Source organism: Streptomyces sp. NPDC014676 (assembly GCF_043084105.1).
Lineage (GTDB): Bacteria > Actinomycetota > Actinomycetes > Streptomycetales > Streptomycetaceae > Streptomyces.
Window position 1 is genome coordinate 119,661 of record NZ_JBIBZI010000004.1, and the last position, 18,376, is coordinate 138,036.

At 73.7% G+C, this 18,376-nt stretch carries 17 protein-coding genes and 1 tRNA gene; 9 read left to right on the top strand and 9 right to left on the bottom strand.

Annotated elements, in window-relative coordinates; all coding sequences use genetic code 11:
• Positions 1 to 481: 481 nt before the first annotated feature.
• A tRNA-Leu gene (locus ACF1DX_RS13230) sits at positions 482 to 565 on the top strand.
• 261 nt (positions 566 to 826) lie between these two features.
• Here ACF1DX_RS13230 and ACF1DX_RS13235 read toward each other — a convergent pair.
• Positions 827 to 3,271, bottom strand: a complete 2,445-nt coding sequence (locus ACF1DX_RS13235) for an FtsX-like permease family protein (protein WP_391791285.1) — start codon at positions 3,269 to 3,271, stop codon at positions 827 to 829.
• Entirely contained in the window at positions 3,265 to 4,011 is a 747-nt protein-coding gene (locus ACF1DX_RS13240; protein ID WP_391791286.1) for an ABC transporter ATP-binding protein, read from the bottom strand. The genes ACF1DX_RS13235 and ACF1DX_RS13240 overlap by 7 nt, the downstream gene beginning before the upstream one ends.
• Before the next feature lie 180 nt (positions 4,012 to 4,191).
• Between ACF1DX_RS13240 and ACF1DX_RS13245 the strand changes: the two genes are divergently transcribed.
• Together ACF1DX_RS13245 and ACF1DX_RS13250 are read left to right on the top strand one after the other, a co-directional pair.
• A complete protein-coding gene (locus ACF1DX_RS13245) occupies positions 4,192 to 5,475 on the top strand; it encodes a sensor histidine kinase (protein ID WP_391791287.1) in 1,284 nt (427 codons plus the stop codon).
• Between the two features lie 23 nt (positions 5,476 to 5,498).
• Positions 5,499 to 6,131, top strand: a complete 633-nt coding sequence (locus tag ACF1DX_RS13250) for a response regulator (RefSeq protein WP_391791652.1) — start codon at positions 5,499 to 5,501, stop codon at positions 6,129 to 6,131.
• Positions 6,132 to 6,186: 55 nt separating this feature from the next.
• On the opposite strand, the gene ACF1DX_RS13255 is transcribed toward ACF1DX_RS13250, so the two are convergent.
• Positions 6,187 to 7,110, bottom strand: a complete 924-nt coding sequence (locus tag ACF1DX_RS13255) for an NAD-dependent epimerase/dehydratase family protein (RefSeq protein ID WP_391791288.1) — start codon at positions 7,108 to 7,110, stop codon at positions 6,187 to 6,189.
• The gene (locus ACF1DX_RS13260; protein WP_391791289.1) at positions 7,107 to 8,066 is read right to left on the bottom strand and encodes a ScbA/BarX family gamma-butyrolactone biosynthesis protein; all 960 of its coding nucleotides are present in this window, start codon (positions 8,064 to 8,066) and stop codon (positions 7,107 to 7,109) included. The genes ACF1DX_RS13255 and ACF1DX_RS13260 overlap by 4 nt, the downstream gene beginning before the upstream one ends.
• 248 nt (positions 8,067 to 8,314) lie before the next feature.
• Here ACF1DX_RS13260 and ACF1DX_RS13265 point away from each other — a divergent pair, with 248 nt between their 5' ends.
• The 4 genes from ACF1DX_RS13265 to ACF1DX_RS13280 all read left to right on the top strand — a co-directional run bounded on the left by ACF1DX_RS13265 (position 8,315) and on the right by ACF1DX_RS13280 (position 11,997).
• Positions 8,315 to 8,980, top strand: coding sequence for a ScbR family autoregulator-binding transcription factor (locus ACF1DX_RS13265; protein ID WP_391791290.1), 666 nt, complete (start codon positions 8,315 to 8,317; stop codon positions 8,978 to 8,980).
• 265 nt (positions 8,981 to 9,245) lie between these two features.
• A complete protein-coding gene (locus ACF1DX_RS13270; RefSeq protein ID WP_391791291.1) occupies positions 9,246 to 10,685 on the top strand; it encodes a DUF2252 domain-containing protein in 1,440 nt (479 codons plus the stop codon).
• A gap of 90 nt (positions 10,686 to 10,775) precedes the next feature.
• Positions 10,776 to 11,615, top strand: coding sequence for a hypothetical protein (locus ACF1DX_RS13275; protein WP_391791292.1), 840 nt, complete (start codon positions 10,776 to 10,778; stop codon positions 11,613 to 11,615).
• Between the two features lie 52 nt (positions 11,616 to 11,667).
• Positions 11,668 to 11,997 (top strand): rhodanese-like domain-containing protein, encoded by a 330-nt coding sequence (locus tag ACF1DX_RS13280; RefSeq protein WP_391791653.1) that lies wholly within the window; start codon positions 11,668 to 11,670, stop codon positions 11,995 to 11,997.
• Positions 11,998 to 12,285: 288 nt separating this feature from the next.
• Here the strand turns inward: ACF1DX_RS13280 and paaE are convergent, their stop codons facing one another.
• The 5 genes from paaE to paaA are packed head-to-tail and all read right to left on the bottom strand — an operon-like array spanning position 12,286 to position 15,908.
• Positions 12,286 to 13,344 carry a 1,2-phenylacetyl-CoA epoxidase subunit PaaE gene (gene paaE / locus ACF1DX_RS13285; protein WP_391791293.1) on the bottom strand — a complete coding sequence of 353 codons (1,059 nt, stop codon included), beginning with the start codon at positions 13,342 to 13,344 and terminating at the stop codon, positions 12,286 to 12,288.
• Positions 13,344 to 13,883 (bottom strand): 1,2-phenylacetyl-CoA epoxidase subunit PaaD, encoded by a 540-nt coding sequence (gene paaD / locus ACF1DX_RS13290; RefSeq protein ID WP_391791294.1) that lies wholly within the window; start codon positions 13,881 to 13,883, stop codon positions 13,344 to 13,346. The genes paaE and paaD overlap by 1 nt, the downstream gene beginning before the upstream one ends.
• Positions 13,880 to 14,614, bottom strand: a complete 735-nt coding sequence (paaC, locus tag ACF1DX_RS13295; RefSeq protein ID WP_391791295.1) for a 1,2-phenylacetyl-CoA epoxidase subunit PaaC — start codon at positions 14,612 to 14,614, stop codon at positions 13,880 to 13,882. Before paaC ends, paaD begins: the two co-directional genes overlap by 4 nt.
• A complete protein-coding gene (gene paaB, locus ACF1DX_RS13300; protein ID WP_030215302.1) occupies positions 14,611 to 14,898 on the bottom strand; it encodes a 1,2-phenylacetyl-CoA epoxidase subunit PaaB in 288 nt (95 codons plus the stop codon). Before paaB ends, paaC begins: the two co-directional genes overlap by 4 nt.
• A complete protein-coding gene (paaA, locus tag ACF1DX_RS13305) occupies positions 14,895 to 15,908 on the bottom strand; it encodes a 1,2-phenylacetyl-CoA epoxidase subunit PaaA (RefSeq protein WP_391791296.1) in 1,014 nt (337 codons plus the stop codon). Before paaA ends, paaB begins: the two co-directional genes overlap by 4 nt.
• A 312-nt stretch (positions 15,909 to 16,220) precedes the next feature.
• On the opposite strand from paaA, the gene ACF1DX_RS13310 reads away from it, so the two are divergent.
• Positions 16,221 to 17,129, top strand: coding sequence for a DUF5819 family protein (locus ACF1DX_RS13310; RefSeq protein WP_391791297.1), 909 nt, complete (start codon positions 16,221 to 16,223; stop codon positions 17,127 to 17,129).
• Positions 17,126 to 18,367 (top strand): HTTM domain-containing protein, encoded by a 1,242-nt coding sequence (locus tag ACF1DX_RS13315; protein WP_391791298.1) that lies wholly within the window; start codon positions 17,126 to 17,128, stop codon positions 18,365 to 18,367. The genes ACF1DX_RS13310 and ACF1DX_RS13315 overlap by 4 nt, the downstream gene beginning before the upstream one ends.
• Positions 18,368 to 18,376 lie beyond the last annotated feature (9 nt).

The window sequence follows — 18,376 nt, forward strand, 5'->3', positions numbered from 1 at the left end:
CCGTTTCGCGCACCGCCTACCTGGTACTGCTTACTGATCGTATCCACGCGCCGGTCGATCGGCTGGTTCCCCCTGTCGGCCCGGTCGACGGGTGTCGACGCCTGACGAAGTTCCCTCCGGAGCCCCTCTTCGAACTCCTTCGGCGAACTCCTTCGGCCGTGCTCGTGCCCGTCGTTCTGCCATGGATCGTAGAGGGGGCCGCAGACCAGTGTCCCGCACCCGGCTGTGGACTCCATCCTGCTCCTGGACAGACGGGGACTACCGGTACGAGGTTGATACGTGAATCAGTCGGCGTCGCGACATCCGGGGCTCGGGGAGGCCGGCCGGGGCGATGCGGGCTCGTCGGGGCCGGTGGGGCGGCGGGGGTGGTGGGAGTGGTCGCGGGGAAAGGGATGTGAACCCACCCCGGCCAGCGTGCTAATGTTCTGGGTGTCGGAAGGCGCAAGGCCCCAAGGGGCAGGGCCCGGAAGACACACCCAATGCGCGGGTGGCGGAATAGGCAGACGCGCTGGATTCAGGTTCCAGTGCCCGCAAGGGCGTGGGGGTTCAACTCCCCCCTCGCGCACTCCGTCGAAACGGGCGGCATCCATCGGATGCCGCCCGTTTCGCGTGCTCGCGGTGGATGCGGCGGCGGGATGACGTGTGAGGAACATCTCATGATCCTTTTCGTCGTGGAGTGGTGTGCCGCCCCCCTCCGAGGCCGTCCTTCCGAGGCCTCCGGGGAGACCCCGGAAGAGAGCGGGGAGGGTGCCGGCGGGGCCTTTGGAGCGGGCCGCGCGGGCTCACCCGCGCAGGCCCGCCGATTTCAACGCGGGTGACGAGGGGCTCACTCGCGGACACCCGCCGATTCCAGCGCGGGCCGGCGCAGGGCGAGGGCGGCGGTGACGACCGCGGAGACCGTGGCGAGCACGGCGCAGGCGGCCGTGACGGCGGCGAGCGTGGACCAGGGGAGGACGATCGTGGCGGGGGACGAGAGCAGGACCAGTGCTCCCCACATGCCGGCCAGGTCGAGCGCGGCCACGGTCAGGCCCAGGAGCGCGCCGACCACGACCACCGTCAGCGACTCCGCGCCCACCATCCGCAGCACCTGCCACCGCGTGGCCCCGGCCAGCCGCAGGACCGCGAGGTCGCGCACCCGGTCGGAGGTCGCCATGACCATGGTGCTGGCCAGGGAGATGCCCGTGTACAGCAGGGCGATGCCGAGGACCAGCAGAAGGCCGTAGCGGGTGGTGCGTTCCGTCCCGGGGGCCGTGGCGGAGAGCCACTGCTCCGAGGTGAGGACACGACCGCCGGCGGGCCGCACCGCCCGCTCCAGCCCGGCGGCCACCACGCGCGCGTCGGCGCCGTCCACGAGGGCGACGTCCACCCGGTCCGCGCGGGCGCCCGGCGCGTTGGCCGGGGTGACGTAGACGCCGTTGTCGCCGGTGCCGGTGGTCATCACCGCGGCGATCCGCAGCGTCCGCTCCGTGCCGTCCCCGAGCCACACCCGCACGCGCTGCCCCACCGTGTGCCGTTCCCACTCCTCGTTGACGACGACCGAGCCGTCGTCGAGGTCGGTGACCTCCCCCGCGGTGAGCGGCAACCGCGCGGTGGCCGCCAGCGCCCCGGGATCGACGGCCCGGGCCTCGGACCTGACCAGCGCCACGCCCTCCTCCAGGACGTACACCGCGCTCGGCGCGCTCGCCGACACCCGCGCGCCGGGCACCGCGCGCAGCCGGTCCAGCGTCCGCGCGTCGAAGGCCCCGTCACCCGCGGCCGTGACGACGAACGCCGCGGTGGTCCGTTCCCGCGCCTCGAGGGCCCCGGCCCGGTCCAGGGTGGCGGTGGCGCCGAGCAACGAGCCCGCGAGGGCGACCGTGACCAGCACGGGCGCCGCGACCGCGGCCGTACGGCGCACCCCGGCGGCCGCGTTCTCACGCACCAGCATGCCGATCACCCCCGGAGACCGGGTCAGCAGCCGCGTGAGCGGGCGGACGACGAGCGGGGCGAGCAGCGCGCCGGCGGTGATCAGCAGCATGGGCCGGCTGACGTAGGTCTTGCGGTGCAGCAGGTCGCCCGGATCGCCGAGCAGCGCCACGGCGAGCGTCACCCCGGCGGTCAGCAGCAGAGCCGCGCCGCACAGCCACCGCCCCCGCGTCAGGGCCACGCTGTCGGCGGACGCCTCGCGCAGCGCCTGGACGGGGCCCGTACGCCCCGCCCGCCAGGAGGCGACGACGACACCGCTCAGGGCGACGAGGAGCCCCGTCCAGAACGCCACGTGATACGGCCAGACCGCGTCGCCGATCGTGAACCAGTCCGGCGCCAGCTCCACGTCGGCCACCCACGCGGCCAGCGAGGGCGCCGCGTACCCGCCGAACGCGCAGCCGGCGGTCGAGGCGAGCACCCCGACCAGCAGGGCCTCGGCGGCCACCGTGCGCCGTATCTGACCCGGCGTGGCCCCCGCGGTGCGCAGCAGTCCGAACTCCCGGCGCCGCCGGTCGACCACGAAGGCGAAGGTGGACGCCACCACGAACACCGAGACGAAGGCGGAGACCCCGCCCGCCGTGCCGAACAGGGCGTTCATCGCGGTCAGCGCCTCGCTGTCCCGCTCGGGAGCCGCGTCGGCGTACCGGAGGCCGTCCCCGGTGAGGACCCGGACGCCCTCGGCTCCACGCACCGCTTCCCGTACGGCCGCCGGGTCGGCGTCCACGACCAGCTGGGTGACGGCCGGGGACAGCTCGGCGGCGCGCGCGTCGGTGTGGAAGACGGCGCGCTCGAAGCCGCGGCCGGCCACGGTGCCCACGACCCGTACGGTGCCGTGGTCCGTGCGCATCCGCGCGCCGGGCCGCGTCCAGTCGCCGCTGACGACGACCTCGTCGTCCGCGCGGGGCGCACGGCCCGCCTCGATCTCGTACGGGGCGAACGCGGCGGTGGACCAGGGGTGGCCGGTCAGCTCGCCGGGGGCGCCCTCCACGCGGACGGGATAGGAGCGGTCCTCGACGACCGTGCCGAGCCGGCGCAGCTTCGCGACGGTCGCCGCCGGCACCGCGCGCGGGTGTGCCAGTTCCGCGGTCTTCTCGCCGTTCGGCGTCGGTACGCGCAGGGTGTCCGCGCCCTTGACCACGGCCGGGGCGGCGGCGAACCGCTCCGGCTCCCGCACGGGGGCGTCCAGGGAGGAGGCGAGGGCGAGTCCCATGACGGTGAGGAGGGCCACGCCCAGCGCGAGGGCGGTGAAGCTGCCGGCGAAGGTGATCCACCGGGCGCGCAGGGTGCGCAGGGCGAGGCTCAGCACGGCGTGGCCTCCAGACCGGTCATCCGCGCGGCGACGACGTCGGCGCCTGCCCCGGTCAGCTCGTCGTGGACGCGGCCGTCGACCAGGAAGACCACGCGGTCGGCGCGGGAGGCGGCCACCGGGTCGTGGGTCACCATGACGACCGTCTGTCCCTCACGGTCCGCCATGCCGCGCAGCAGCGTGAGCACCTCGTGTCCGGTGCGGGAGTCCAGCGCGCCGGTCGGTTCGTCGGCGAACAGCACCTCGGGGCGGGTGACCAGGGCACGGGCCAGCGCGACGCGCTGCTGCTGACCGCCGGACAGCTCGGCGGGCCGGTGCCGGGCGCGGTCACCGAGACCGACCTGGTGGAGCGCCTCACGGATCCGGGCCCGCGGCACGCGCCGGCCGGCCAGCCGCAGCGGGAGGGCGACGTTCTGCTCGGCGGTCAGCGCCGGCAGCAGGTTGAACGCCTGGAAGACGAAGCCGACGCGCTCGCGGCGCAGCAGGGTCAGCCGTCTCTCACCGAGCCCGGTGAGCTCGGTGCCGCCGACGGTGACCGATCCCGAGGTGGGCCGGTCGAGTCCGGCGGCGCACTGCAGCAGCGTCGACTTGCCGGAGCCGGACGGGCCCATCACGGCGGTGAAACTCCCCCGCGGGAAGGCGAGGGAGACCTCGTCCAGCGCGCTCACCGCACCGTCGTCCGACCCGTACCGCCGGCTCACCCGACGCAAGGTGACCGCGTCACCGTTCCTCTGGCTCATGTGCCCCGCTCCCCATGTCCGGCCCGGCCGTTCCGGGCTGTTCACCTGCGACCACGAAACCGTCCGGGAGCCGGTCGGCGCAGTGCGGCAGGGGTGAGAAAAGGGGTAGGGCCAGGCATACCCCGAAGCCTCCGCCCAGGCCCATGGCCGCGTCCGGCGCGGGCTTCTACCGTGATCCGCATGCACCCTCGAAATCCCTGGCAGGCCATGTCCCGTCCCGGCTACGCGCTGTCGGTGTGGCCGTGGCGCTCGGCCGGATACCTGCTCACCGGCGCGGTGACCGGCGTGGTCGTGCTCGTGGGCGTCGTGGTGTCGGTGGTGGCCGGCGGAGTGCTCGCGCCGGTCCTGGTGGGGCTGGTGCTGCTGCTCGGCACCGCCCTCGCGGGCATACCGGTGGCCCGGCTGGAGCGGTGGCGGCTGCGGCTGGCCGACCGCGATCCGGCACCCGACCCGCACCTGCCGCCCGCCGCCCCCGGCCTGCGGGCCTGGCTGACCTTCCGGCTGCGGGAGCGGACCACCTGGCGGGAGCTCGGGCACGCCCTGCTGTTCGCGGGCCTGCTGTGGCCGGTCGACGCCCTCGCGCTCACGGCCGGCCTGCTCTTCCCGGCGGCCGTGACCGCCACCCCGTTGCTGATGGCCACGGCCGGGGACGGCGAGGAGGCGAAGGTCCTCAAACTGTGGACGGTCACCACCTGGCCGGCGGCGGCCGGTGCCGCCCTGCTCGGGATCGTCCTGCTCGCCCTGGGCTCCTACCTGCTGGGCGTCGCGGCGGGTGCCCGCGCGGGGCTGACCCGGCTGCTGATCGCCCCGCGCGAGACCGCCCTGGACGCCAGGGTGACCGAACTGACCCGGTCCCGGGTGCGGCTGGTGGAGGCCTTCGAGGCGGAGCGGCGGCGCATCGAGCGGGATCTGCACGACGGGGCCCAGCAGCGTCTGGTCGCCCTGACGATGACGCTGGGCCTGGCCCGCCTGGAGGCGCCGCCCGGACCGCTGGCCGACCGGCTCGCCAAGGCCCACGACGAGGCGGGCCGGGCGCTCGGGGAGCTGCGGGAGCTCATCCACGGCATCCACCCCCAGGTCCTCGCCGACTACGGTCTCGAGGCCGCGGTCGCCGACGCCGCCGACCGGTCCGCCGTACCCGTGGACGTGGACCTGGACCTCACCGGCCGACTGCCCACGCCGGTCGAGGCCGCCGCGTACTTCGTGGTGTGCGAGGCACTCGCCAACGTCGCCCGGCACAGCGGGGCGAGCCGCGCGCGGGTGGCCGGCGGGCACCATGACGGGCGGCTGCTGCTGGAGGTCCGTGACGACGGACGGGGCGGCGCACGGGCCGGGGCGGGCAGCGGACTGACCGGACTCGCCGACCGGGTGTCGGTGCTCGATGGCAGACTCATCCTGTCCAGCCCGGTGGGTGGACCGACCCTGCTGCGTGTGGAGATCCCTTGCGCCCCCTGCTCCCCCTGACGGACGGCCGAGCACTGCGCGTCGTGCTGGCCGAGGACAGTGTGCTGCTGCGGGAGGGCCTGATCGGCCTGCTCCAGCAGTGCGGGCACGAGGTCGTCGCGGCGGTCGGCGACGCCGAGGCGCTGATCGCCGAGGCCGGGAGACACGAACCCGACATCGTGCTGACGGACGTCCGGATGCCCCCGGGTTTCCAGGACGAGGGCCTGCGCGCGGCCGTGCGCCTGCGCGCCGAGCGGCCCACACTGCCCGTCCTCGTGCTCAGCCAGTACGTGCAGCGCCGGTACGCCTCCGACCTGCTGGACTCCGGCGACGGCACCGGCATCGGCTATCTGCTCAAGGACCGGGTCGGCCAGATCGAGGAGTTCGTGACCGCGCTGAGCCAGGTGGCGGACGGCGGCACGGTGGTCGACCCCGAGGTCGTACGGCAGTTGCTGCGCCATCGCCGTGATCCACTGGAGCGGCTGTCCCCGCGGGAGCGGGAGGTGCTGGCGTTGATAGCGGAAGGCAAGTCCAACGGCGCGATCGCCCGGGAGCTGGTGGTGTCGGAGGCCGCCGTCGGCAAGCACATCGGCAGCATCTTCACGAAGCTGGACCTGCCGTTGACGGACGAGACGCACCGGCGGGTCCTCGCGGTGCTGGCTTATCTGCGGGCGTGACCAGGCGTGACTACGCGTGACCGGCTGTGGCGATATAAACCGACCAAACGGTTTTTTATCGGCCGGTCATCATGTACGACCGGTACCAAGGCGCCGACCGCGCGAACGCACGGGCGAACCCCTCGCCCGGTGAGCAGTCCAGGTCCTTCCAGAAACCGTCGTCCGCGAACCAGTGGTCCACGGTGAGCATGCCCAGGTGATGCAGCGCGCGCGGGGACCCGGCGGCCCGGGCGAGGGCGGTGTCCGCGTCCACCGAGGCGCCGCCGGGCCGTTCCACCCGCTCGCACACGGCCGCGAGCAGTTCCGAGGCGGGGACGGGGTCCGGGTGCGCGACGTAGTGGGCACCGGGTCCGTGGCCGGGGGACAGTGCCGCGGCGACGACCGCCCGGCCCAGGGTGTCGACGTCGATCATCGAATGGAGCGCCTCGCAGCCGGACACGGACGCGGACAACTCCCGCAGCAGTCCCACCAGTCCGGGGATCACCCAGCGGTCGCCCTCGCCGTGCACCAGGTGCGGGCGCAGCACCAGGCCACCCGCGTCGAGGACATGCCGTTCGGCCGCCGCGCGGGTGCGGCTGGTGGCGGACGCGGGCGCGATCGGGGCCTCGCCGGGCCGTACGCCCCGGAAGGGGCCCCGGCCGTGGACGGCGGCGGTGCTCACGTACACGATCCGGCGCACTCCGCTCCGTACGGCCTCCTCCACCAGGGCCTTCGTGCCGAGGTCGTTGACCGCGGCGACGGACTCCGGGTCACCGCTCACGCGGGAGGCGCAGTGGACGAGGACGTCGACGCCGACGCACGTGCCGTGCAGGGTGCGCGGGTCGGCGAGGTCGCCGGGCACCGCCTCGGAGTCCGGCCGCCCGGACGGCGCACGGCGGGACAGCGACCGGACGCGGACCCCGGGGCGTTCGAGGGCCGCTGCCGCGACCCGGCTGCCGATGAAGCCCGTCGCGCCGGTGATCAGGAGGTCGACGGTCAAGGCAGGGACCGCACCGGGGCCATGGGCGCGCAGGTGAGGGTGGCGGCGAAGACGGGCCGGCCGTCCTGTGTGCCCGACACCCGCACCGTCACCTCGCCCTCGCCCTTGTCGAGCACTTCGGTGTCGAGGCGGCAGGGGCTGTCCAGTTCGGCGTAGCGGCTGAAGGAGACGGACAGTTCGGACGGCAGGAAGGGCAGCCGGCCCGACGCCGCGGTCGCGGCCTGGCGGGCCGCCTCGAACAGGACCATGCCGGGGACGTGGTCGTTGGGGCGCGGGAAGAGGACCGGGTGCCCGGTGTGCGCGCGCAGCAACCAGGAGCCGGTCCGGTCCGCAGGGGCGAGGACGACGTCCTCCGCGCGGTGGCGTCCCACCAGTTCGGGCGACACCGGTTCCGGCAGCGGTATTCGGGCCCCCTGGGCGGCCAGTTGGCGTTCCCGCAGGCGGCGGTAGGCGGCCGGGGAGGTGCAGCCGGTGCTGCCGGTGCCCCGGGCGACGAGGCGTCCCGCGCGGCGGAACTCCATCGTCGTGCGCATGCCGTTCAGGCCCCGGCCCCGGCGGCGGACCTCGGAGCAGACGACGTCGACGGTGACCGGCTCGTCCGCGTCCGCGAGCAGCAGCCGGTCCGGGTCGGTGAGCACGTCCAGGTCCCGCATGACGAAGTGGGTGTCGGCGGGGGCGCCGAACTCCGCGTGGGCGAGAGCCATCGTGGTCTGGCGCAACGTTTCACCGACGATCATCGGATCCTGGTGGCGGTCGTCGACGGGGCCGAAGAAGGCGTGGCCGGCGGGCCAGCGCGCGGTGACACGGAAGCGGACGTCCGAGAGCCGGACCCATTCGACCGGGAAGACGTCCGCCGCGCGGGGGCGGTGGGCGAGTTCGGTGGTGACGCGGGTGCGGGCACCGGGTCTGCCGGCGGTGTTTGCGGGCGGGACCCGCTGTCCGGTCTGATCCTCCATGGGGGCGCTCCAGGAATCCGGTGGCGGCATGAGGAACACCCGGGATCGGGCATCGGACCTCCGGGCGGCTCGCACTAAGATACGGACGAGTTGGTTTTTTTCCAAGGGTGATCCACACCGCCGGAGACGAGCCCACGCGCCCCGCACGACACGACAGACCGCACGGCGGCTTCACGGCGGCTCCACGGCAGCTTCACGACGACCGCGCGGTGCGACCCACGAGATCCACCCAGATCAGGAGGCACCCGATGGCGCGACAGGAGCGCGCGATCCGCACCCGGCGGACCATCCTGGAGGCGGCGGCGGCCGTCTTCGACGAACGCGGCTACACCTCGGCGACCATCGGGGAGATCCTGGAGCGGGCCGGAGTCACCAAGGGCGCGCTGTACTTCCACTTCGGCTCCAAGGAGGAGCTGGCGCTCGGCGTGTTCGAGGAGCAGCTCGCGATCTCCCTGCCGCCCCAGTCCAGCAAACTGCAGGAACTCGTCGACTCCGGCCTGGTGCTGGCGCTGCGGCTGCGGACCGAGCCGCTGGTGCGGGCCAGTGTCGGACTGGCCCTGGACCAGGGGGCGCTGGGGCTGGACCGCACTCCGGCGTTCGGCATGTGGATCGACCAGACCACCCGGACCCTGGCCGAGGCCAAGGCGGGAGGCGAACTGCTGCCGCACGTCGACGCGACGGAGACGGCGGAACTGCTGGTCGCGAGCTTCTCCGGGGTGCAGCTCCTGTCGCAGCTGCGCTGCCAGCGGCAGGACCTGGAGCACCGGGTCGCCGTGCTCTTCCACCACATGCTGCCGGGCGTGGCCGTTCCGGCCGTGCTGGCCCGGCTGGACATCTCCCAGGACCGCGCCGGGCGGCTGCTCGCCGAGGGACGGCTGCTGCCGGCGGTGGAAGAGGTGGCGGAGGTCGGGTAGGGGCCGGGCCTCGTCCGCACCGGACGGGACTGACCGAACCCGCCGACAAGACGTTGGTCGCGGGCCGGCCCTCGTCCGCACCGGATGGGACCGGACCTCGTCCGCACCGGGCCGGGCTCGGGTTTCTCCACACCGGAAGAGTTGTCCACAGGGTCTGACGTGTTTCGGCCACCGGCGGTACGGTCGGCACGATCGATGTCGACGCGTGTGTACGGCACGTATGTGTACGGGGGAGGCGGTCGCCGTGAAGGAAGCTGTTGCCGTGATGTCCGGGACTCATGAGCCCGCCGGTGCGACCGGGACCGGCGGTGCGGTCCCGGTGCGGCGGCTGCCGCGGGTGCCGGGATTCGCCGAGCCGTCCACCGGGGGCAGCCCCAGGGAGGAGGGCAAGGCCCTGCGCGGTCGGGTTCCCCGCGCGGCACACGCCGCCTTCGACGCGGACGCCTCCCGCCCCGACGCCGTGAGCGCCGTCGAGGAGTCCAGCCGGGGCCGGCTGCCCGAGCTCGCACCGCTCCGGGTGGGCAGGATGGCGGCGACCCCGTTCGCCTTCCTGCGCGGATCGGCGGGTCTCATGGCGTACGACCTGGCCCGCACGCCGGTGACCCGGATCGGTGCCCAGATCTGCGGCGACGCCCACGCGGCGAATTTCGGCCTCTACGGCGACGCGCGCGGCGGACTGGTCATCGACCTGAACGACTTCGACGAGACGGTGCACGGACCCTGGGAATGGGACCTCAAGCGGCTCGCCACCTCCCTGGTGCTCGCCGGGCGCGAGGCCGGCGCGGACGAGGACACCTGCCGCGCCGCGGCCCACGACACCGTGGGCGCCTACCGCCGCACGATGCGGTTGCTGTCCAAGCTGCCGGCGCTGGACGCCTGGAACGCCATCGCGGACGAGGAACTGGTCTCCCACACCGACGCCCACGACCTGCTGGGCACCCTGGAGCGGGTCTCCGAGAAGGCCCGCGCGAACACCAGCGGCCGGTTCGCGGCCAAGTCCACCGAGCCGACCGGGGACGGCGGACGCCGCTTCGTCGACGCGCCACCGGTCCTGCGCCGGATACCAGACGACGAGGCCGCCCGGGTGGCCGCCTCGCTGGAGCAGTACCTCGGCACGCTCCCGCCCGACCGCCACCCGCTGCTGGCCCGGCACGCGGTGCACGACGTGGCGTTCCGCGTCGTCGGCACCGGCAGTGTGGGCACCCGCTCGTACGTCGTGCTGCTCCTCGACCACCGGGGCGAGCCCCTGGTCCTCCAGGTGAAGGAGGCCCGCCCCTCGGCCCTCGCGCCGCATCTGCCGGCGGCCGGGTTCGACGTCCCCGAGGCCGGCCACGAGGGCAGACGGGTGGTTCACGGCCAGAAGCGGATGCAGGTGATAAGCGACAGCCTGCTGGGCTGGACGACGGTCGACGGCCGCCCCTACCAGGTGCGCCAGTTCCGCAACCGCAAGGGCAGTGTCGACCCGGCCGCGCTGGCCACCGACCAGATCGACGACTACGCCCGGATGACCGGCGCCCTGCTGGCCCGCGCACACTCCCACAGCGCCGACCCCCGCCTGATCGCCGGGTACTGCGGCAAGAACGACGAACTGGACGAGGCGGTGGCGGCCTTCGCCGTCACCTACGCCGACCGCACCGAGGCCGACCACACCGACCTGGTGACCGCGGTGCGGTCGGGACGGATCGCGGCGGAGACAGGGGTGTGAGCGGGCGTCCGGGCCAGGCGCGCGCCTCTGACCGGGGAGTGCGCCGCCGCGGCGGGGCGACCGGCCGGGCGGGTGGCCTACGCTGTCCGGGTGACGACCTCGGAAGGTGAGCAGAGTGGCGGCGCCGGTGCGGAGCGGATCCCCGGCGGTGGTGGCGCGGCGCGGCCCGAGGAGCGGCTGGAGCAGGCCGTACGCGCGGCCGAGCAGGCGCTGATCGAGTTCGAGATCGCCGTGGAGACCTTCCGCGTCGAGGTCGAGAACTTCTCCCGGCTGCACGAACAGAAGCTCGGCCCGATGTACGCCCGGCTCGAGGAGCTGGAGGCCCTGATCCTGGAGGCCAGGGCCGCCCGCAGCGACGACCCCGAGGACCGGCGCCGGGCCGACGAGGCGCGCGCCCGGCTGATGCCCATCCCCGGCGTCGAGGAGCTGCTCAACGGGTGGATGGACGGCGACGGCCTCTTCCCCGAGGCCACCGCCATGCTCACCGACCGGCCGGTGCGGCCCCCGCGGCGGGTGCGGCCCAGCGAGGAGGCCCGCAAGCTCTACCGCGACCTCGCCCGCAAGGCCCACCCGGACCTGGCGCAGGAGGAGAAGGAACGGGCGCGCCGCGAGGAGTTCATCACCCGCGTCAACGCCGCCTACGCCCGCGGCAACGAGGACGAACTGCGCGAACTCGCCGAGGAGTGGGCCAAGGGCCCGGAGCTGAAGCGCGTCCCGAGCGCGGGCGAGGAGCTCTACGCCCGCCTCGAATGGCTCGCCCGGCGCAAGGAGATGCTCACGCTGGTCGCCAGGGAGCTGGAGGACGGCGCCATCGGCTCGATGCTCCGCCTCGCCCCGGACGACCCCGACAGGCTCCTGGAGGAGATCGCCGAGCAGCTGCGGACCCAGGTGACCGAGCGCGAGGCGGAGCTGGCGGCACTGCTGGCCTGAGCCGGGGGCCGCCCGGTCGGGTAGCGTCGGGGGCATGAGTTTCGGAGCTGGTGTGCCCACGGTCCGGGTCGCGGACATCGAGGACGGCGACTTCCTGCTGGACGTCCGCGAGGACGACGAGTGGAAGGCCGGCCACGCCGCAGGGGCGCTGCACATTCCCATCAGTGAGTTCGTGGCCCGCTACGGCGAACTGACCGAGGCCGTCCCGCAGGACGGCCGGGTCCATGTGATCTGCCGTTCCGGCGGACGGTCGGCGCAGGTCACCATGTATCTGGCCCAGCAGGGCGTCGACGCCGTGAACGTGGACGGCGGCATGCAGGTGTGGGAGGCCGCCGGGCGTTCCGTCGTCACGGACGACGGAACGCCGGGGCACGTTCTGTAGACCCGTCCCGCGGACGCCCGCGCGGCCGGCCCGCCGGGCGCGGCCCCTGCGGACACCCGGCGGCACCGGAGCATGGCACCGGACGACCGGAGAGCGGCGCCGGGCGACCGGACCTGCGCCGGAGTGACTCCGGAGCGTGGCACCGAAGGGCAGGACCGGCATCGGGAAGCCGTACCGGACGACCGGGCCGGCACCGGAGAGCGGCACTGGACGGCCGGACCTGCACCGGAGTGGCCCTGGAGCGACCCCGGAGTACCCCCCTGGCCCGCGAAGGCGGGCCGGGGGCTCCTACCGGTCGAAGTCCAGCTCCACCCGCTCCGTCACCGGATGCGACTGGCAGGCCAGGACGTAGCCCGCCTCCGTCTCCTCCGACTCCAGCGCGAAGTTGCGGTCCATCCGTACCTCGCCCGAGACGAGGAAGGCACGGCAGGTTCCGCACACCCCGCCCTTGCAGGCGTAGGGCGCGTCGGGCCGGTTGCGCAGCACCGTGTCCAGCAGGGACTCGCCGTCCTGGACGGGCCAGGTCCCGCCGCGTCCGTCGAGCCGGGCGGTGACCGTACTGTGCGTGAGGGCGGGCGCCGTGGTGACGGTCGCCGTACCGGCGTCCACGTGGAAGATCTCCTGGTGGATGCGGGAACGCGCCACACCCAGTCCGCGCAGCGCCCGCTCGGCCCCTTCGACCAGGCCGTACGGCCCGCACAGGAACCAGCCGTCCACCTGCTCCACGGGCAGCAGGGCCGGCAGCAGCCCGGTCAACCGCTCCTGGTCCAGCCGGCCGGACGGCAGCCCCGCCTGCTGCTCCTCCCGGGAGAGCACCGTCACCAGCTGGAGCCGCTCGGGGTAGCGGTCCTTCAGGTCGGCGACCTCCTCCAGGAACATCGTCGAGGCGGCCGTCCGGTCGCTGCGGATCAGGCAGAACCGGGCCCCGGGCTCACGCGCGAGGAGGGTCGAGACGATCGACAGCACCGGCGTGATGCCGCTGCCGCCGACGACCGCCGCGTACCGGCCGGGCGCGGGAAGGAGCGTGAACCGGCCGGCCGGGGTCATCACCTCCAGCTCGTCGCCGAGGCCGATCTCCTTGAGCGCGTACGTGGAGAAGGCACCGCCCTCGACCAGCCGCACGCCGACCCGGAGGGTGCTCGGCGCCTCGCCGTCGGGTGCGGGGGAGCAGATGGAGTAGGTGCGCCGGACGTCCTCGCCGTCCGCGACGCGCCGCAGGGCCAGGTGCTGGCCCGGTGCGTACCGGTACTCCTCGGCCAGGTGCGGGGGGACCGTGAGGGTGAGGGCGACGGAGTCGTCGGTGAGCCGGTCGACCGCGGCCACCCGGAGCCGGTGGAAGCGGGCCATCACAACTCCTTGAAGTGGTCGAACGGTTCACGGCAGGCCAGGCAGCGGCGCAGCGCCTTGCACGCGGTGGACGAGAAACGGCTGAGCAGTTCGGTCCCGACGGAGCCGCAGTGCGGGCAGCGGACGGGCGCCGGTTCGTCCTCCGGCCGGGTCGCGCGGATGCGCGTCGGGCCCAGCTCCACCCCGACCGGCCCGGAGGCCGTCCGGACACGGGGCGGGGCGATGCCGAACTCCCGCAGTTTGCGGCGTCCTTCGTCCGTGATGTCGTCGGTCGACCAGGCGGGCGCGAGCACCCTGCGCACGGTGACCTCGCGCACCCCGTGCTCGCGCAGCACCCGCTCGATGTCCAGGCTCATCGCCTCGACGGCCGGGCAGCCGGTGTACGTCGGGGTCAGCTCGACCTCGACGGTGTCCGTGCCACGCGCGTGCACCGCGCGCACGACGCCCAGTTCGCGCAGGGTCAGTACGGGCAGTTCGGGGTCGGGCACCGAACCGGCGAGTTCCAGGAGTTCGGCCTCCAGCGGGGTGAGGGTGGTCACCACGTCGACCCCGGATGGCTGCGGTGCAGGTGCTGCATCTCGGCGAGCATCCGGCCGAAGGGCTCGGTGTGCAGGCCCTGACGGCCGGCGCCGGCCGTCCACGCCCCGGTGCGCGGGCCGTCGGGCACGGTCAGGGTGGCCCGGCGCAGCACCTCCGAGACCCATGCGAGCCAGGCCGTCTCCAGGCCGCTCCAGTCGACGTCCAGGCCCTCGACGGGCTGGAACATCTCGCCGGTGTGGCGCCACAGCGCGTCCACGGCACGCTGCATCCGCGCACGGCTCTCGTCGGTGCCGTCGCCGAGCCGCAGCGTCCACAGCTCGGCGTGGTCGCGGTGGTAGGCGGTCTCCTTGACCGCCTTGCCGGCCAGCGGCGCGAACGGGCCGTCCCCTGCGGCCAGTTCGCCGTAGAGGAGGTACTGGTGGGCGGAGAAGAACAGCTGGCGGGCGATGGTGTGGGCGAAGTCGCCGTTGGGCTGTTCCACCAACTGGAGGTTGCGGAAGGCGCGCTCCTCGCGGAGATAGGCCAGCTCGTCCTCGTCGCCCACCATCGACAGCAGCACGCGGGCCTGGCCCAGCAGGTCCAGCGCGATGTTGGCGAGGGCGACCTCTTCCTCCAGCACGGGGGCGTGGCCGGCCCACTCGCCCAGGCGGTGGGAGAGCACCAGCGCGTCGTCGCCGAGGGCGAGCGCGGCCGTCACGTGGGCGGTGTCCTTGGCGGGGGGCGTGGTCACAGGTGCCGCACCCCCTCGGGGATCTCGTAGAACGTCGGGTGCCGGTAGGGCTTGTCGGCGGCCGGTTCGAAGAACGGGTCCTTCTCGTCGGGTGAGGAGGCGGTGATCGCGGACGACGGGACGACCCAGATGGAGACGCCCTCGCCGCGCCGGGTGTACAGATCGCGGGCGTTGCGCAGGGCGAGCTCCGCGTCCGGGGCGTGCAGGCTGCCGGCGTGGGTGTGGGACAGGCCCCGGCGCGAGCGCACGAAGACCTCCCACAGGGGCCAGTCGGTGTGGGTCATGCTCGCGTAGCTCCTGTCTCGCCGTTCGAGTGCTTGGCCGCGTGGGCCGCCGCGGCCTCCCGGACCCAGGCGCCCTCCTCGTGGGCCTGCCTGCGCCGGGTCAGCCGCTGTTCGTTGCACGGGCCGTTCCCCTTGAGGACGTCCCAGAACTCCGACCAGTCGATCGCCCCGAAGTCGTGGTGCCCCCGCTCCTCGTTCCACTTCAGGTCCGGGTCGGGCAGGGTCAGGCCGAGGGACTCGGCCTGGGGGACGCAGATGTCGACGAAACGCTGGCGCAGCTCGTCGTTGGAGTGCCGCTTGATCTTCCAGGCCATCGACTGCGCGGAGTGCTGGGACTCGTCGTCGGGCGGACCGAACATCATCAGCGACGGCCACCACCAGCGGTCCACCGCGTCCTGAGCCATCGCGTGCTGCTCCGGGGTGCCTTTGCTGAGGGCCAGCAGCAGCTCGTAGCCCTGGCGCTGGTGGAAGGACTCCTCCTTGCAGATGCGGACCATCGCGCGCGCGTACGGGCCGTAGGAGCAGCGGCACAGGGGCACCTGGTTGGTGATCGCCGCGCCGTCCACCAGCCAGCCGATGGCGCCGACGTCCGCCCAGGTCAGCGTCGGGTAGTTGAAGATCGAGGAGTACTTCTGACGGCCGGAGTGCAGCTTGTCGAGCAGCTCCTCGCGGCTGGTGCCGAGGGTCTCGGCGGCGCTGTACAGGTACAGGCCGTGCCCGGCCTCGTCCTGCACCTTGGCCATCAGGATCGCCTTGCGGCGCAGCGAGGGCGCGCGGGTGATCCAGTTGGCCTCCGGCTGCATGCCGATGATCTCGGAGTGCGCGTGCTGGGCGATCTGCCGGACGAGCGTGGCCCGGTAGGCCTCCGGCATCCAGTCGCGCGGCTCGATCCGCTCGTCGGCGGCGACGGCCGCGTCGAAGGCGCGCTCGTGGCCGACGGTGTCGCCGGCGCCGGCCGGTGCGTCGTACGCCTGGCTGCCGGCCGTATCGCGGGCGGCTGCTGTCGCCATGAGGTCCCCCTCGACTGGATGCTTCCCGGAGCACGCTCCCGACCGATCGTTCGGTTCGTGCGATTCCATGGTGGGACGGGCGCCGCGAGGTGTCAACCGCTGTGGATAACCTGCGGAGACCGCCTGTGGACAACGAGGGCTCGGGCCGTGCTGTGGATACGGACGCGGAACGGGATCCCGGCGGGACTGTGCTCGGGGGGCCGGTGCTGAGTACCGTTCCGTGCGGCACGGCGGAGCGGTCGTGCGGGGCGGAACGCCGTTCTCGTGGCCGGGAGGGCGCGGCGACGGACCGGGATCGGGGAGCGGGGCGGAATGGACGCGTACGACAAGGGCTCGGACGCCCGGCACGGCCCTGCGGGGCCCTCTGCCGGGCCGGACGAGCCGGACGGACCGGAACCGGGCGCCGCCCTGCCCGAGCCCGCCACCCCGGCCGAGCCCGCCACCCCGGCCGGCTCACCCGGACCAGCAGCCCTGCCGCCCGGTACCGGCCGCCCGGACGATCTCCCCCCTGCCGATCCCGACGCCGATCCCGACACCGGCCCCCACGCCGCCCCCGGCCCGCCCGCCGGGCCCCGTACCGGGGTGGCCGCGCTCTCCCTGCGCTATCAGATCGGCGCCGCGGTGGCGCTCGCGGTCGTCGCGGTCGCGGTCTGTGTGCACCTCGGCATGACATTCCTGCACGTCGCACCGGTGAACACGGTCAGCAAGAAGCACGGCGAGACGATCGGGAACTGGATCTACCCGGAGTTCGAGCAGAACTGGAAGCTGTTCGCGCCGAACCCGCTGCAGCAGGACATCGCCGTCCAGGTGCGTGCCGAGATCCGTACGGCGGACGGGGGGACGCGGACCACCGGCTGGTACGACCTGTCCGCACAGGACGGCCGCGCCATCGACGGCAACCCCCTGCCCAGCCACACCCAGCAGAACGAACTACGCCGCGCCTGGGACTTCTTCACCGCCACGCACGACGACGACAACCGGCCGGTGGGCCTGCGCGGTGCGCTGTCCGAGACGTATCTGCGCCGGATCACGGTGCTGCGCCTCGACCGCGCGGACGCTGCCGGGCCGGGCGGTGCCGTCGAGCGCGTCCAGATCCGCTCACGGACCACCCGCGTGCCGCCGCCCGAGTGGAGCGGGGAGAAGATCTCCACCCCACCCGTGTACCGCACGCTGCCCTGGTGGTCGCTGCCCGGGGACGAGGCCCGGGGAGGCGTGGGGTGAACCGCTGCTCGCTGGCCCTGTCCCGCGCGATCGCCCGCGTCACCGACTCCGCGCTCGGCCCCTACCAGACCGCCGTGATCCGCATCGGCTTCAGCCTGACCTGGCTGCTGTTCCTGTTGCGCGAGTTCCCCCACCGTCAGGAGCTGTACGGCCCCGACGGACCCTGGAGCTGGGACCTCGCCGACCAGCTGGTCGCGGTGAACGACGCCTTCACGCCGCTGCTGTGGTCGGACAGCCAGGTCTGGTTCGAGGCCGTCTACGCGCTCGCCGTGCTGTGGAGCCTCCTGCTGCTGCTCGGCTGGCGCACCCGCACCATGTCGGTGCTGTTCATGGTGGGTGTGCTGGCGCTGCAGAACCGCAGTGTCTTCATGGGGGACGGCGGCGACAACGTCCTGCACCTGATGTCGGTCTACCTGGTGTTCACGCGCTGCGGCCGGGTCTGGTCCCTGGACGCGCGCCGTGCGCGCCGCGCGGCCGGGGCACGCGCGCGTGGCGAGTGGCCGCGCGACCGGACCGGCCCGGTGCTGTGGGGCGTGCTGGGCCTGTTGCTGCTCCTGGCGACACTGGCGGGCCGGATGGACGGCGACTGGTTCATACCGGCGCTGCTGTGGACCGTATGGCTCGCGCAGGCGCTGTGGTGGCTGGTGGGGCGCCGCGCGGAGACCGGGCAGCCGCGGATCCTGCTGGACGTCGTCGCGAACGTCGTGCACAACGGCGCGCTGCTGGTGATCATGGCCGAGGCTTGTCTGATCTACGCCACGGCCGGCTGGTACAAGGTCCAGGGTTCCCGCTGGCAGGACGGCACCGCCGTCTACTACCCGCTGCACCTGGAGTACTTCTCCCCCTGGCCGGCCCTCGCGGACCTGCTGTCGGCCAGCGGCACCATGGTGATGCTGGTGACCTACGCGACGGTCGCCGTGCAGGTCGCCTTCCCGTTCACGCTGTTCAACCGGCGGGTCAAGAACGTCCTGCTGGCCTTCATGATCCTGGAGCACGCGGTCATCGCCGTCGTGCTCGGACTTCCTTTCTTCTCCCTGGCGATGATCGCGGCGGACGCGGTCTTCCTGCCGACGGCCTTCCTGCGCCGCCTCGGGAACCTCGCGGCACGCGCGCGTGGGCGGCTGCGTCCGCGCGGGACGCCGGTCCCGCGGCCATGGCCCCCGGCCGGCCGCCCGGCGGGAAAGGACCCGGTGGAGGCCGCCCCGGCGCCCGGCGGAGTGCCGGGTGCGCGCACGTAGGCTGCGTGC